Origin of the sequence: Bacillus sp. FSL K6-1338, assembly GCF_038006965.1 — a bacterium.
GTDB lineage: Bacteria > Bacillota > Bacilli > Bacillales > Bacillaceae_G > Bacillus_A > Bacillus_A thuringiensis_S.
Genome location: NZ_JBBOWI010000001.1, coordinates 4,161,271 through 4,175,894, shown reverse-complemented (window position 1 = coordinate 4,175,894; position 14,624 = coordinate 4,161,271). Strand labels below are relative to the sequence as shown.

The following is a 14,624-nucleotide window of genomic DNA, read 5'->3' as shown; positions in this document are numbered from 1 at the left end:
TTTATAGTGGTAGCATAATTTGATTTGAGCATGCCTCAATATCATCAATATCTTGACGAATTGTGGCCATTTTATTATCAAGATCTTCAGCTTTCATTGCTGCATCATGTAGTTCATCTTTTAAATACTCCGGTATTTTCCCTTCATATTTATAATAAAGTTTGTGTTCTAAACTTGCCCAAAAGTCCATTGCCAGTGTACGTAACTGAATTTCTGCAAATACATCTTTTGTACCAGAATTTAGTGATAAAGGGTATTTAATAATCATGTGTAAACTTTTATATCCGTTTCGTTTTGGGTTAGCGATATAATCTTTTACTTCAATGACTTCCATATCTTCGCGTTTTTGAATGACTTCTTTCAAATGATAAATATCTTCTACGAAGCAACATGTAATACGAATACCAATAATATCTTGTAAATTTGTTTGAGCGTTTTCAACTGTTGGTAATAAGCTTTTGCGTTCTAGCTTTTTAATAATACTTTCAGGTTGTTTTAGTCTTGTTTTTATATGTTCAAACGGGTTGTAATCCTCTAGAAATTGAGCTTCCCGGTTCATAATTTCAAATTTAGTTTTTAACTCTTCTAAAGCAAATGTATATGGTAATACAAAAGCTTTCCAGTAGTTAACTGTTGATTGATTATATTCCATTTATATACACACCTTTTCCTATTTACAAGTGAGGTCGTTATTATACTAAATACCAAATCATATAAGCACAAGCAGCAAATGATGAAATCATAAAGCGATATTTAGTTTTCATACTTTCAACTCCTTTCGAGTAAGATTCTATATAAATAAACGTGATTGTTAATAAGTTCACTATGTACAATTTCTATAGTAATGGATTCGTGTGAATTTCGTATGAACTAATTGTTTCAGCTTTTTGTCTTTTTTGCTGTTAATCATAATTATTATTCGGATTTAAAGTGTTTTTATTTGATTTATCTATTCGTATAAATTAATGTATATTTAAATTTACAGTTATCGAGGAGGATATATGGTGAACTTTGAAGAATTAGCAATTGCTAGACGTTCTGCAATGAAATTTATACAAGGTATAGAAATCCCTGATGAGGATTTTAAAAAAATATTTGAGTTAACTAAGCTTTCTCCATCTTGCTATAATTTGCAGCACACACATTATGTTGTAATTCGTGATCAAGAGCGAAAAGAAAGATTAAAAGAATTAGCATTCGGTCAATATAAAGTATCGAGTGCATCAGCGGTAGTGCTCGTTTGTGGTGATAAGAGAGCATACCAAAATGTCGAAAATATTTACTTCGGTATGAAAGTTTTAAAAATGATTGATGAATGCGAATATGAAGATACCATTAGGCAAACGAAAGGTTTATATGAAGGAAAAGGAGAGCGTTTCATGGAGGATGAAGCGATTAGAAATGCTTCATTAAGCGCGATGACTTTTATGTACGCAGCTAAATATTATGGCTATGATACATGTCCAATGATTGGTTTCGATGAAAAAGCAGTACAAAGTGAATTAAATATGCCAGAGCATGTAATACCTGTTTTAATGATTACGATAGGGAAAAGTGATACGACTAAAGTTCGTCCAAGAGGATATCGAAAGCCAATTAGTGAGTTTGTTACATACGAATCGTTTTAATAAAATTTATTTAACTATAAAAACAAGGGGATTTTAAATGGAATCTTCTTGTTTTTGCAATTGACAAATAGAATGAAGTTTTATAATATATAAATCGTAATCATTACGTTTTAGTTTGCGATCTTTGAAAGAAAGGAGAATTACCTATGCGTGTAAATATTACATTAGCTTGTACGGAGTGCGGTGATCGTAATTATATTTCTAAAAAAAATAAACGAAACAATCCAGAACGTATCGAACTAAAAAAATATTGTCCACGATTAAAGCGAGTAACGTTACACCGTGAGACGAAGTAGAAGACTAGAGATATCTCTAGTCTTCTTTTGTTAATAAGTTTTGGTTTTCTTTGTTATAATTACCTTAAATTGTAACGAGGGAGAGGGCATGGTGAATCAAAAAGATAAAGAAAGAAAAGAGCACGTAGCTCATCTTATTGAAATTCCAGATGAATATAGGCTTGTTGTAGATGATCAAGAAGGGGTTGATGACCCGTATCATCTATTATGGTGGGGACATAAAGATGATGAGGAGAAACAGATACAAATTACATTAAATAGACATACTGGTAATTTAATTGAATTTAGGATAGATGATGGAAATTCTTTTTCGAGTGATAAGGGAGCAATAGAGGAGAATAAAGCAAGAGAGGTTGCAAATACATTCTTAAAAAAATATACAAAAGAAGGATATGAATTCTATACATATGTAACGGTTAAGGACGACAGGCGCGGTTGGAAAGAAGTAAATTATATGCAAGAAGTGAATAGCTATCCATTGCCGAATACTGGGTGTGTTGTGCAAGTGCACCCTTCAGGTAATGTTGTGCATTTTCATTACAATGGACAAAAAGCCATAGAGAAAAAGCCGTTATGGCCAAGTGAAATTGTTGGGGAGAATATCGTTTTAGAAAATTTGAAAGCTAGACAAGATATGAGACTTGTATTTGTAGATTTAACATACTCTTCATGTGAGTATGAAAACGGGGAAGAAGTAAAAGGGTACCATCTTGTATATGAACCAGAGCCTAGTCATGCGTTTATTGATGCAAGTACAGGTAAAGATTTATATGGGCCAGAACACTATAAATTACCTTCTACAGTACTTGTTGATAAACCGCTAAAGAGTAATCAAAAAAAAGATGTGTTTGATTTATTTGATTGGGACAAGGGGAAGTTTGTCAAAATAGATGAAAAAGTAGATGAGGATGAAGTCCGGATAAAATTTGTATTAAAAGAAGAATTACAAAAAGAAATAGAAGAGAAGGGTTCATATTCAATGGATGAGTTTTATAAAAAACATTTTCCAATGTTGAAACATGATGAATTCGTAGTAATTACTCTAGATAAAGAAACAAATCAATTGCTTTCTTTTTTTATGTGGAAGGATGAGAAAAAAAGGAAAACAATCTTATCAAGAGAGCAATGTTTAAGCAAGGCACTTCAATTTTTAGAGCATATTATCCGAGATGCGACAAAGTATGTTCAACTTTGGGATAATTATGAGGAGGAAGAGGGGATAGAGAGGTTTTCCTTTTCAATCTATGTAAATGACATTCATGTAGAGCGGAAATATATTATGATCAACATCAATGCAGAAAATGGTGCTGTGATGCACTACTCTGGAGAGTGTGGCAACTTTATAAAAGAATTACTTACATATGAAACAACACCAAAAGTAACAGAAGAAAAAGCGTTAGAAATATACAGAGAGGCTATCCGAGTTAAATTAGAATGGTTTGTAGATCATGATGCAGAGGAAACGAAATACAAACTACTGTACAAACAAACGACAGATGAAAAACATAAAGAACCTTTTGATTGTAGTCGGGAAATTCGTTATATTGATGCTCAAACTGGGAGAAAGATTTGGAGTAAGTAAAATAAAAAGAGTTATTTTTCAAAGAATATAAAAATAACTCTTTTTATTTTTATAATTTGCCTGTTCGTTTTTCAAAAGTAAATGTGATAGGAAAATCGGAATGAGAACTATCATTTTTAAATGTTACTTTCCATTCTTTAGTATGGGCTTTAATTTCAAAATTAAGAAGATTCATTGCTCTACGTTTATCTATTTCTAAAAACATATTATGAATTTCCGGTTCTTGCTGTAAATTAAGAGCCTTTAGTGTGACTGTAAATGTGAAAAAATTCTGCCCTTCATATACTATCCTTGCTATTTTTGTTTTTGGTGTATTTAACACTACATAAAAACGGTCTGATTGAGTTAATTGTACAGAGTCATCGGTAATTTCATTCTCGCTATTATAAAGTTCAACTAAGAAAGATGTACTACGGGAAGAATCTGTTTTGCTTGTAATATGTAATTCAGTAGGAATCATGGGTATTTCATAAAACTCATTTTTTATTATAGTATTGTAGTCTTCTGAAAATTTACGAACTTCTTTTGGAAAAGAGTCTTCTTCTTGTGTATTTAAAAAGGTTTTATGTTGCTTTGGAAATTTTTTATTAAACTTTAATGTTTCTTTAAAGTAATAATTGGATCCAGTCAAAAATAAACAACTACAAATTAATAAAAAAATTCGATACGGATTTTGAAAGTGAAAGAAAAATAGTATACATGTAATAATTCCAATTACATAGAGAATAAAGATAAGTAGTTCTAGTTTTGAGTGAAAAGAAAAACCATAGTTATGAAAAAATTTCATTCCAGTTATAATTTGAGCTCCAAAAAATAAAGAAATTCCAAATTGAAAAAATAATAAATCAGGCCCTCTTTTAATAACAAAAGTAATGAACGAAATGAAAAGTAAAAATCCCCCTAAATAAATTGTTACATTTAATAATCGATCTAATGTAATCATGAATAGTGTCCCCTTTAATAGCATATTCATATATAAATAGCAATTTCTTTTAATTATAATATAACAATAAAATATTTTAAATGTTAGAAGTGTTGAGTTTTATAAATAAACTGTACAGACACAAACAACCTCACGCCTACATACACATAATAAAGACCACTATTTTGGCGGAGGTGAAAGGTTTGAGTCTATTCGCCGCAATTGGATATATGGTTCGAGAAGTGTTTGTCTTTGTTTCTTATGTAAAGAATAATGCGTTCCCGCAGCCGTTATCATCAGATGATGAGAGAAAGTACTTAGAGTTAATGGAGCAAGGTGATGCTCAAGCGAGAAATCTTTTGATTGAACATAATTTACGGCTTGTAGCTCATATCGTTAAAAAATTTGAGAACACAGGAGAAGATGCAGAAGATTTAATTTCAATTGGTACGATCGGGCTCATTAAAGCGATCGAGAGCTATTCTGCAGGAAAGGGAACAAAGCTTGCGACGTATGCAGCACGCTGTATTGAAAATGAAATTTTGATGCATTTACGTGTACTAAAGAAAACGAAAAAAGATGTTTCACTTCATGATCCGATTGGGCAAGATAAAGAGGGCAATGAAATATCGCTTATTGATATATTAAAATCAGAGTCTGAAGATGTAATTGATATGATTCAGCTTAGTATGGAGTTAGAAAAAATTAAAGAGTATATCGATATTTTAGACGAAAGAGAAAAAGAAGTGATTGTGAAACGTTTTGGACTTGGGCTAGATAAGGAGAAAACACAGCGGGAAATCGCTAAGGCGCTTGGTATTTCTAGAAGCTACGTATCAAGGATTGAAAAGCGTGCTTTAATGAAGATGTTCCACGAGTTTGTAAGGGCAGAGAAAGAGAAAAAAGCGAAAGAGTAAAGTGTATTAGAAGCAGCCATATTTTAAAAGGGGCTGCTTTTCTTATTGTAAATAAGAAAAGAAAACGCGTTATGCTAAGAAGAAATACATGTTCACTGTTGAAAATGACGGATTCTATCTGTAATATTAGAAGGTGCTAAATAATTTAAGAATAATACCATACTTAGTTTTCTGTATGTATAATAAGGCTGCTTTATATGATATGTGGGAATAAGAACCAATTTTACATATGATATAGAAAGAAAAAAAGGGAAAACTAAAGTTATAGACTGATTAGGGGGTTTCGCAATTTGCGACGTACATTATATCGACTTATGATAGAACTTACAAATGGTCGCTTTACTTCTTATATATTACGTAAATTTGCACAATCTCGTTTGAGCTCTATCATTATTCCATCGTATGCGAAAGTTTTTCAAATTAATCAAGATGAGATGGAAAAGGGCTTGAAGGAATATAGAACATTGCATGAATTATTTACGCGTAAGCTAAAAGAAGGAAAGCGTAGTATTGATACAGATGCATCGAGTATCGTTAGTCCTGTTGATGGTGTTTTTGCAGATCATGGTCCTATTGAGGATACAAAAACATTTGATATTAAAGGAAAGCGCTATTCAATTGTGGATATGCTAGGTAATGAAGAACGTGCAACGCGATATGCAGGCGGTACATATATGGTAATTTATTTGAGTCCAAGTCACTATCATCGCATTCATAGTCCGCTTTCTGGTTCTGTGACTGAAAGGTTTGTACTCGGTAGAAAATCATATCCGGTAAATGCAGCTGGTATGGAATACGGGAAAGAACCGCTGTCAAAAAATTATCGTTCTGTTACAGAAATAAGCAGTGATGGTGAGCATATGGCTCTTGTAAAAGTAGGTGCCATGTTTGTTAATAGTATCGAGCTTTTGCATGAGAGAGATACTGTTCAAAAAGGTGAAGAAATGGCATACTTTACATTTGGTTCAACAGTTGTGTTATTGTTTGAAAAAGATATGATAGAAGTAGTGCAGGAATTAAAGAGTGGACAAGAGCTTCGTCTTGGTGAAAAAATAGCTACTCGATTAGCTCATAAATAAAGAAAAGCTTTTATAACCGTAAGTAAGAGTTATGGGCAAAGATACTTAATGATGAAATCCCCTAGATGGGAGTACTTGTTTATTCGAGAGCCATCGTAGGATGGCTCTTTTTACAGGGCATCCAATAATTTATCCTGTAACTGTTTGATTGGTACGGGCTAATTAAACCTTTCACTTTATATGTAATCAAGAAGATTTGACAAGCTTGTCCTCTAATGAGCGTCTAATGATTTCTTGTTTTATAAGTAAAATGAAGTCGGGATTTAATTTTAGTTCTTTTGCTTTATAATAAGACTCAGTGAGTAACTCAGTGGATAACTGTTCCATATGTTTTGTTTTCAAGGTGAGTCACCTCCTAATAATATAAGGATTGATTCGTTGATGCATTTAATGTACCAAAAAAATATGACAGTCACAAACGGGTGGTTATCCACATACCTAGGTGGATAAAGTGTGTATAGTTTGTTAGTAAATTCCAAATTAACTGAAAAATTAATGTGGAAAATGTGTACAATTTTATCCACAGGTTATATATCGAAAAATGTTGTCGAAAAATTTTATGAAAAATCCTCAAAGAGGTGAAAGAAATTGAAACTATTTTTACCAAATGAATATGTGAAAAATGTATATCATGTTCAACCAGAAGATTTAAAAAAACGTGGGATTAAAGGTGTTATTACTGATTTAGATAACACTTTAATTGAATGGGATCGTCCAAATGCAACCCCGCAACTTGAAAAATGGTTCTTGAAAATGAAAGAGCACGGCATCCAAGTAACGGTTGTTTCAAATAATAATGAGCAACGTGTAAAAGATTTTGCTGACCCATTAGGCATTCCATTTATTCATAGTGCACGTAAACCATTTGTTCGAGCGTTTAAGCGTGCGATACAAGAGATGCGTTTACAGGCAGAGGAAGTTGTGGTAATTGGAGATCAGTTACTGACTGACGTGCTTGGTGGAAACCGAGTAGGGCTTCATACAATTTTAGTTGTACCGGTAGCACAAACGGACGGATTAGTGACGCGCTTTAATCGAAAAATTGAACGCAGAATTATGAAAAATATGAAGAAAAAAGGTTTAATTAACTGGGAGGAATAAAGTTTGACTGAAACAATTAAATGTATTGGTTGCGGTGTAGAAATTCAAACAGAAAATAAAAACGAAGTGGGGTATGCTCCTACCTCATCTTTAGAGAAAGAACAAGTTATTTGTCAACGTTGTTTTCGCTTGAAGCATTACAATGAAATTCAAGATGTATCGTTAACAGATGATGATTTCCTACGCATTTTAAATGGAATTGGAAAATCAGATGCATTAGTAGTCAAAATTGTAGATATTTTTGATTTTAATGGTAGCTGGTTACCTGGTTTACATCGTTTCGTAGGAAATAATAAAGTATTACTTGTTGGAAATAAAGCTGATTTAATTCCAAAGTCAGTAAAACATGATAAAGTAAAGCATTGGATGCGCTATAGTGCAAAGCAACTAGGATTAAAACCAGAAGATGTCTTTTTAATTAGTGCAGCGAAGGGACAAGGAATTGCTGAACTAGCAGATGCTATTGAGTATTATCGCGGCGGCAAAGATGTTTACGTTGTTGGATGTACGAATGTAGGGAAATCGACATTTATTAATCGTATGATTAAAGAATTTAGTGATGAGACTGAAAATGTAATTACAACATCTCATTTCCCAGGAACAACACTTGATTTAATTGATATTCCATTAGACGAAGAATCTTCTTTATATGATACGCCAGGTATTATTAACCACCACCAAATGGCTCATTATGTTGGAAAGCAAAGCTTAAAGCTTATTACACCAACAAAAGAAATTAAGCCGATGGTATTCCAATTAAACGAAGAACAAACGTTATTCTTTAGTGGATTGGCACGTTTTGATTATGTAAGTGGTGGTCGTCGTGCGTTTACTTGTCACTTCTCGAATCGCTTAACAATTCATCGTACAAAGCTTGAGAAAGCAGATGAATTATATAAAAATCATGCTGGGGATTTACTAAGCCCACCAACGCCAGAAGAATTAGCAAATATGCCTGAGCTAGTGAAATACGAATTTAATATTCGTGAACCTAAAACGGATGTTGTATTCTCTGGATTAGGATGGGTTACTGTGAACGAACCAGGAGCAAAAATTGTTGCACACGTACCAAAAGGAGTAAGTGTTTCACTACGTAAATCTTTAATTTAATATGGAGAGGGATTTATGAAACAATTATATGGTGTAATCGGAAATCCAATTGGACATTCATTATCACCCGTTATGCATAACAATGCATTTGAACACTTGAATATGGATGCCCATTATCATGCGTTTCTTGTTGAAGAGGAAGTGCTAGGGGAAGCAGTAAGAGGTTTAAAAGCATTAGGTATTTCAGGATTTAATGTAACAACTCCGCACAAGGTTGCTATTATGGAGTATTTGGATGAGATTGACCCATTGGCAAGGAAAATCGGTGCAGTAAATACAGTGGTTCATAAGAATGGAAGGTTAATTGGCTACAACACAGATGGGATTGGTTTTGTTCGAGCGTTGCAGTCAATTAGTCATGAACCACTTCAAGGGAAACGTATTTTGTTACTTGGTGCAGGTGGTGCTAGCCGAGCTATTTATTTTTCTCTTGCTGATGTAGGTGTAAAAGAGATTGATGTAGCCAATCGTACAGTAGATAAGGCGAAAGAACTTATTGCTGCACGTACGGCCGATGTTAATTCTGTTGCTTTGTCGTTAGAAAAAGCGACAGAAGAACAAGGGAATTATGATATTATCATTCAGACGACAACAATAGGTATGCATCCACACGTCGAACATACGCCATTACAAATTTGTTCGTTAAAAAAAGGAACGATTGTATCAGATATAATTTATAATCCATTTGAAACGAAAATTTTATGTGAGGCAAAAGAGCAAGGTGCAATCATTCAAAATGGTATTGATATGTTTGTGTATCAAGGAGCACTTGCATTTGAAATGTGGACAGGAAGTGTACCGAATATCGGGAGAATGAAACAATTAGTTATAGAAAAGCTTGGAGGCTAACATATATGTTAACAGGAAAACAAAAAAGATTTTTACGTGCACAAGCACATCATTTAACACCAATTTTTCAAGTAGGAAAAGGCGGAGTAAATGAAAATATGATTAAACAAATCGCAGATACTTTAGAAGCTCGTGAGTTATTTAAAGTAAGTGTATTACAAAACTGTGAATTTGATCGCCGTGAGGTTGCGGAAGAACTTGCAAAAGGTGCACGTGCTGAAATCGTTCAAGTAATTGGAAGCACAATCGTTTTATACAAAGAATCAAGAGAAAATAAACAAATTAAGCTTCCTCGATAAAAAGATTAGCATGCGCTATTTTTATCGCTGATGCGTAATGATGTAGAGAGCGAAACCAATTGAACTTTTATTAATAGCAACTCTCTTCATTCCTAACCAAGGAGAGTTGCTGTATGTAAAAGGAAGGGGCGTTTCTTTTGAGGAAAATTGGCATCATTGGCGGTACATTTGATCCGCCTCACTATGGACATTTGCTAATTGCAAATGAAGTATATCACGCTTTGGATTTGGAAGAAGTATGGTTCTTGCCAAACCAGATTCCGCCACATAAACAAGGACGTAATATTACAAGTATAGAAAGACGTTTACATATGTTAGAGCTCGCGACTGAGGCAGAAGAACACTTTTCTATTTGTTTAGAAGAGTTAAGCAGGAAGGGCCCATCTTATACGTATGACACTATGTTGCAATTGACGAAGAAGTATCCGGATGTGCAGTTTCACTTTATTATTGGTGGGGATATGGTTGAGTATTTACCGAAGTGGTATAACATTGAAGCTTTACTTAATCTTGTAACGTTTGTTGGAGTTGCGAGACCTGGGTACACATTGCATACGCCGTATCAGATTACTACAGTGGAAATTCCGGAATTTGCAGTTTCTTCATCCTTATTACGTGAGAGATATAAGGAGAAGAAAACGTGTAAATACTTACTTCCTGAAAAAGTACAGGTATATATCGAGAGGAATGGGTTGTATGAATCGTGAGAATGCACTTCATATTGTTAAACAACAAATGCATGAAAAACGTTATACACACACAATTGGTGTAATGGAGACAGCGATTGAGCTGGCTAAGTTATACGGTGTGGACGAGAAAAAAGCAGAGATGGCAGCTATATTCCATGATTATGCGAAATGTAGAGCGATTTCAGAGATGGAAGAGATTATTAAACGTGAAGATTTGCCGAAAGATTTACTTTGCTATAATAAAGAGTTGTGGCATGCGCCTGTTGGGGCATACTTAGTAGAAAAAGAGGTAGGCATTACGGATTCTGAAATTTTGCAAGCTATTACATATCATACAAGTGGTCATGAGAACATGACAATGTTAGATAAAGTGATTTATGTAGCTGATTACATTGAGCCAGGGCGAAAGTTTCCAGGTGTGGAAGAGGCTCGTAAACTCGCATATACGGATATAAATCAAGCTTTATTATTTGCGTTAAAGAAAACAATTCAATTTTTAATGGAAAAAAATCAGACGATTTATCCATTAACATTCCAAACATACAATGCAGTTATCAAGGAGGAAATGAGTAAATGAACGATAAAGATTTATTAGTATTAGCGGCAAAAGCAGCTGATGATAAAAGAGCAGAAGATATGGTTGTCCTAAATATGCAAGGTATTTCACCAATTGCAGATTATTTCATTATTTGTCACGGTAATTCAGATAAACAAGTGCAAGCAATTGCACGTGAAATTAAATCAAAAGCACATGAGTTCCAAATCGACGTACAACGTATGGAAGGTTTTGACGAAGCACGTTGGGTATTAGTTGATCTTGGAGATGTAGTTGCTCATGTATTCCATAAAGATGAGCGTAATCACTATAATTTAGAGCGTTTATGGGGCGATGTGCCACGTGAAGATATTACAGAAGAGCTAGGCCAATGAAATACGAACAATTTGCATCGTTGTACGACGAACTAATGAATGATGTCCCTTATGATAAATGGGTGGAATTCACAGAGGAAAGCCTGCAGCAAGCAGATATGAAAGAGGCAAAAATTCTTGATGTAGCATGCGGTACGGGTAATGTAACCCTTCCGCTTGTGCAAAAGGGTTACGATTTAATAGGTGTCGATCTTTCAGAAGAAATGTTAACAGTCGCTCAGCAAAAACTGGGAGCAGAGGGATACTTTATTCCTTTTTATCAACAAGACATGCGAGAGCTTGATGTTCCAGGTGAGTTTGATTGTGTAACCATCTTTTGTGATTCATTAAATTATGTATTGCAAGAAGATGGAGTGCAAGAAACATTTAGAAGAGTATTTCACCATTTACGCCAAGATGGCTTGTTTTTATTTGATGTACATTCTTTATATAAAATACATCATGTATTTCAAAATGAAACGTATACAGTGAATGGAGAAGAAATATCTCTTATTTGGAATTGCTTCCCTGGTGAAGAATCAAATAGTGTAGAGCATGATTTAACATTCTTTGTTCAAGATCCAGAAGAAGATGTGTACCATCGGTTTGACGAATGTCACGTGCAACGTGCATATCAAGTGGAAGAGTTAACGAAATGGCTTGAAGAAGCAGGTTTTACAGTGCTTCGTGTAACAGGTGATTTTGAGCGACTTGAAGTTACAGAACAAACAGAGCGTATTTTCTTCATGGCGAAGAAAAACGGATAAAGTGAAACTTTAATCAGCGGGGTACGAAGCTCCCCGCTGATTATTAGTTGAACCAATCGGGCTTTTACGGGCAGCCCGACCCCCTCCTAACTTCTTTGCTTTCGCTGAGTTTTAAGGTGGGGATCTTACTGGCCGTTAATGCGGGATAAAACAAAAGCAACCGAGAAGGTTGCTTTTGTTTTATAAAGAAGATGTATTTTTAGTTCTAGCATAATCTGAAGATCGTATGCGTAAAGTGTGGGAATAGTAGTTGAAGTGAAAATGTATTGTAAAAAAGTAATTATTTATAAAAAAGTAATTATTTATAAAAAGGATTTGGAATGTAAATGACGTATTTATTATGTGTGTTTATTGAATTGCTGATCAACGCATTCTAAATCTTCATCAAATTTTTCATGTGTTCGCTCGATTAACTTATGGAACATATCTCCAACGTGTTCTTCTAAAACCCGAATGCCTTCCCCAGTAACGCCGCCTTTCACGCAAACCTTTTCTTGTAAGGTAGGTAATGTGAAGATTTCTTTTTCAAGTAATTTCCCCATCCCCACGACCATTTCACTTACTAAAGTAGTAGCCTCTTCGTGTGTAATATTTGTTTTATCTACAGCAGCGTTAATGAAGCATTGTAGTAAATAACTAAAGAAAGCAGGACCGCAACTTGCTATATCAGATGAAACGCGCGTTATATCTTCTTCTATTACAAGAGGTGTAGAAATGTTTTTGAATAGACGAAGTAATTTTTGTTGCCATTCTTCAGAGCAATTATCTCCAAATGTAAATAGTGAGGCGCCAGAGAGGGCGCGGTTTGTGATACTTGGAATGATACGCGCGACGTGACAAGGTACGAGAGTCTCTAATTGTGATGGAGATATTGGACTCGTAATAGAAACTAAGCACGTTTCATCAGAAAAATGTTCAGCGTATTTTTTTAGGATAGGGTATATATCTATCGGCTTAACGCAAATAAAAATAAGTTGTGATTGTTCGATTACTTCCGGGATTGTTTTTGCTATATGAACAGAAGGGTATTTTTCTTTTATATGATATGCTTTGGCAGGCGTCCGATTAATGATTGTAAGGCACGAAGGTTTGACAGCACGGGTTTCTAAAAATGCATCGATTAGTATATTCCCCATGTTTCCTGTCCCTATAATTCCTATGTTCAAAGTTTCATCCCTCCTTCGTAACAGCTTTCTCCTAAACAATATGAATGATGTTATAAATTTATGATTAGAGGTGTAAAATGATGTGGGATTTTCCGAAAAAGTGGTTAGGTTTAGTAGCTATTATTGGAACTTTACTTTTTCTTGTTTTTTGGAAAACGAATCAGAGTGTAGAACGAACGCCTATTACAATGAATGTGCAAGAGAAGGAGATAGAAAAAAAGGGTAAACCGAAAATATCGGATACAAAGGAACAGAAAAGAACAATTATAATTGATGTGAAAGGAGCGGTTAATAAAGAAGGGGTATATGAAATGAAGGAAGGAGATCGCGTAAAGGATGCGGTTCAAAAGGCTGGTGGTTTTTTATCAGAAGTAGATATCAAAAAAGTGAATTTAGCACAAATTGTACAAGATCAAATGCTTCTTTATATACCGAGTAAAAATGAGTCAGAACAAGGGATGTTTACTTCTTCTAAGGAAGATGGCAAGATTCGAATAAATACAGCAGCGAAGGAGCAATTGGAAAAGATTACAGGAATTGGCTCTCGAAAGGCAGAAAGTATTTTGAAATATCGAGAAGAACATGGTCCGTTTCAGAAAATAGAAGATTTATTAGAGATTGATGGGATTGGTGCGAAGTCTCTTGAAAAGATAAAAGATCAAATTATTATTCCGTAAAAGATTGACGAAGTTTTTCTTCTTTCGCTACACTACAAGTAGACAAAAAAGTAGGTGAAAAATATGGAACGAATTTCATGGGATCAATATTTTATGACGCAAAGCCATCTACTATCGTTACGTAGTACATGTACAAGGCTTGCGGTAGGAGCGACAATCGTTCGCGATAAACGAATTATTGCTGGTGGATATAATGGTTCGATTAAAGGTGGCGTACATTGTATAGATGATGGTTGTTACGTAATCGATAATCATTGTGTTCGGACAATTCATGCCGAAATGAATGCTTTATTACAATGTGCCAAGTTTGGTGCGAAAACAGAGGAAGCAGAAATTTACGTTACGCATTTCCCTTGTTTACAATGTTGTAAGGCAATTATTCAAAGTGGTATTACAGCGGTTTATTATGCGCAGGATTATAAAAATCATCCATACGCCATAGAGTTATTTGAACAAGCGAATGTAACAGTGAAGCACGTTCCGCTAGAATATGATATTGCTGCATTAGAGGAGCAAAAACGTTATACGGAGTTAAAAGAATTATTTGCGTCTTTAGAAAAAGATAATTTATCAATGGAAGAATTACAGCATGTATTCACGAAAGCAAAAATGATGCTATAAGGAGTGAGTATA

At 34.3% G+C, this 14,624-nt stretch carries 19 protein-coding genes; 15 read left to right on the top strand and 4 right to left on the bottom strand.

Going from position 1 to position 14,624, the window contains the following annotated elements; translation table 11 throughout:
• Position 1: 1 nt before the first annotated feature.
• Entirely contained in the window at positions 2-652 is a 651-nt protein-coding gene (locus NZ044_RS21400) for a GTP pyrophosphokinase (RefSeq protein WP_097981580.1), read from the bottom strand.
• Between the two features lie 349 nt (positions 653-1,001).
• Between NZ044_RS21400 and NZ044_RS21395 the strand changes: the two genes are divergently transcribed.
• The 3 genes from NZ044_RS21395 to NZ044_RS21385 all read left to right on the top strand — a co-directional run bounded on the left by NZ044_RS21395 (position 1,002) and on the right by NZ044_RS21385 (position 3,506).
• Positions 1,002-1,628, top strand: coding sequence for a nitroreductase family protein (locus NZ044_RS21395; RefSeq protein WP_000245980.1), 627 nt, complete (start codon positions 1,002-1,004; stop codon positions 1,626-1,628).
• Positions 1,629-1,774: 146 nt separating this feature from the next.
• Positions 1,775-1,924: a 50S ribosomal protein L33 gene (gene rpmG / locus NZ044_RS21390; RefSeq protein WP_001265617.1), complete on the top strand. Its 150-nt coding sequence runs from the start codon at positions 1,775-1,777 to the stop codon at positions 1,922-1,924.
• Between the two features lie 88 nt (positions 1,925-2,012).
• Positions 2,013-3,506: a YcdB/YcdC domain-containing protein gene (locus tag NZ044_RS21385; protein WP_340949977.1), complete on the top strand. Its 1,494-nt coding sequence runs from the start codon at positions 2,013-2,015 to the stop codon at positions 3,504-3,506.
• Positions 3,507-3,555: 49 nt separating this feature from the next.
• Here the strand turns inward: NZ044_RS21385 and NZ044_RS21380 are convergent, their stop codons facing one another.
• Complete coding sequence (locus NZ044_RS21380) at positions 3,556-4,449, bottom strand: hypothetical protein (protein ID WP_063675703.1); 894 nt, start codon at positions 4,447-4,449, stop codon at positions 3,556-3,558.
• 182 nt (positions 4,450-4,631) lie between these two features.
• On the opposite strand from NZ044_RS21380, the gene sigK reads away from it, so the two are divergent.
• Positions 4,632-5,345 carry an RNA polymerase sporulation sigma factor SigK gene (gene sigK, locus NZ044_RS21375; protein WP_000051382.1) on the top strand — a complete coding sequence of 238 codons (714 nt, stop codon included), beginning with the start codon at positions 4,632-4,634 and terminating at the stop codon, positions 5,343-5,345.
• A gap of 290 nt (positions 5,346-5,635) precedes the next feature.
• The gene (locus tag NZ044_RS21370; protein WP_001254999.1) at positions 5,636-6,424 is read left to right on the top strand and encodes a phosphatidylserine decarboxylase; all 789 of its coding nucleotides are present in this window, start codon (positions 5,636-5,638) and stop codon (positions 6,422-6,424) included.
• Positions 6,425-6,610: 186 nt separating this feature from the next.
• Here the strand turns inward: NZ044_RS21370 and NZ044_RS21365 are convergent, their stop codons facing one another.
• Entirely contained in the window at positions 6,611-6,766 is a 156-nt protein-coding gene (locus tag NZ044_RS21365) for a sporulation histidine kinase inhibitor Sda (protein ID WP_000850094.1), read from the bottom strand.
• A gap of 246 nt (positions 6,767-7,012) precedes the next feature.
• Between NZ044_RS21365 and NZ044_RS21360 the strand changes: the two genes are divergently transcribed.
• The 8 genes from NZ044_RS21360 (at position 7,013) to NZ044_RS21325 (ending at position 12,148) form a co-directional block, all read left to right on the top strand.
• Positions 7,013-7,525, top strand: coding sequence for a YqeG family HAD IIIA-type phosphatase (locus tag NZ044_RS21360; protein ID WP_000765316.1), 513 nt, complete (start codon positions 7,013-7,015; stop codon positions 7,523-7,525).
• 3 nt (positions 7,526-7,528) lie between these two features.
• Positions 7,529-8,635 (top strand): ribosome biogenesis GTPase YqeH, encoded by a 1,107-nt coding sequence (gene yqeH / locus NZ044_RS21355; RefSeq protein ID WP_000140807.1) that lies wholly within the window; start codon positions 7,529-7,531, stop codon positions 8,633-8,635.
• A 15-nt stretch (positions 8,636-8,650) separates the two neighbouring features.
• Positions 8,651-9,484, top strand: a complete 834-nt coding sequence (gene aroE, locus NZ044_RS21350; protein WP_000812105.1) for a shikimate dehydrogenase — start codon at positions 8,651-8,653, stop codon at positions 9,482-9,484.
• 5 nt (positions 9,485-9,489) lie between these two features.
• The gene (yhbY, locus tag NZ044_RS21345; protein ID WP_000955224.1) at positions 9,490-9,783 is read left to right on the top strand and encodes a ribosome assembly RNA-binding protein YhbY; all 294 of its coding nucleotides are present in this window, start codon (positions 9,490-9,492) and stop codon (positions 9,781-9,783) included.
• A gap of 137 nt (positions 9,784-9,920) precedes the next feature.
• A complete protein-coding gene (nadD, locus tag NZ044_RS21340) occupies positions 9,921-10,490 on the top strand; it encodes a nicotinate-nucleotide adenylyltransferase (RefSeq protein ID WP_001226031.1) in 570 nt (189 codons plus the stop codon).
• Positions 10,480-11,049, top strand: coding sequence for a bis(5'-nucleosyl)-tetraphosphatase (symmetrical) YqeK (gene yqeK, locus NZ044_RS21335; RefSeq protein ID WP_001078483.1), 570 nt, complete (start codon positions 10,480-10,482; stop codon positions 11,047-11,049). Before nadD ends, yqeK begins: the two co-directional genes overlap by 11 nt.
• A complete protein-coding gene (rsfS, locus tag NZ044_RS21330; protein WP_000998173.1) occupies positions 11,046-11,402 on the top strand; it encodes a ribosome silencing factor in 357 nt (118 codons plus the stop codon). The genes yqeK and rsfS overlap by 4 nt, the downstream gene beginning before the upstream one ends.
• Positions 11,399-12,148, top strand: coding sequence for a class I SAM-dependent methyltransferase (locus NZ044_RS21325; protein ID WP_098505668.1), 750 nt, complete (start codon positions 11,399-11,401; stop codon positions 12,146-12,148). The genes rsfS and NZ044_RS21325 overlap by 4 nt, the downstream gene beginning before the upstream one ends.
• Positions 12,149-12,486: 338 nt before the next feature.
• Here NZ044_RS21325 and comER read toward each other — a convergent pair whose 3' ends face one another.
• On the bottom strand, positions 12,487-13,314 hold the full coding sequence (gene comER / locus NZ044_RS21320) for a late competence protein ComER (protein WP_001020554.1): 828 nt from the start codon (positions 13,312-13,314) through the stop codon (positions 12,487-12,489).
• 77 nt (positions 13,315-13,391) lie between these two features.
• Here comER and NZ044_RS21315 point away from each other — a divergent pair, with 77 nt between their 5' ends.
• Both NZ044_RS21315 and NZ044_RS21310 read left to right on the top strand, forming a co-directional pair.
• Positions 13,392-13,991: a helix-hairpin-helix domain-containing protein gene (locus NZ044_RS21315; RefSeq protein WP_000989935.1), complete on the top strand. Its 600-nt coding sequence runs from the start codon at positions 13,392-13,394 to the stop codon at positions 13,989-13,991.
• A 63-nt stretch (positions 13,992-14,054) separates the two neighbouring features.
• The gene (locus NZ044_RS21310) at positions 14,055-14,612 is read left to right on the top strand and encodes a ComE operon protein 2 (RefSeq protein WP_000439773.1); all 558 of its coding nucleotides are present in this window, start codon (positions 14,055-14,057) and stop codon (positions 14,610-14,612) included.
• Positions 14,613-14,624 lie beyond the last annotated feature (12 nt).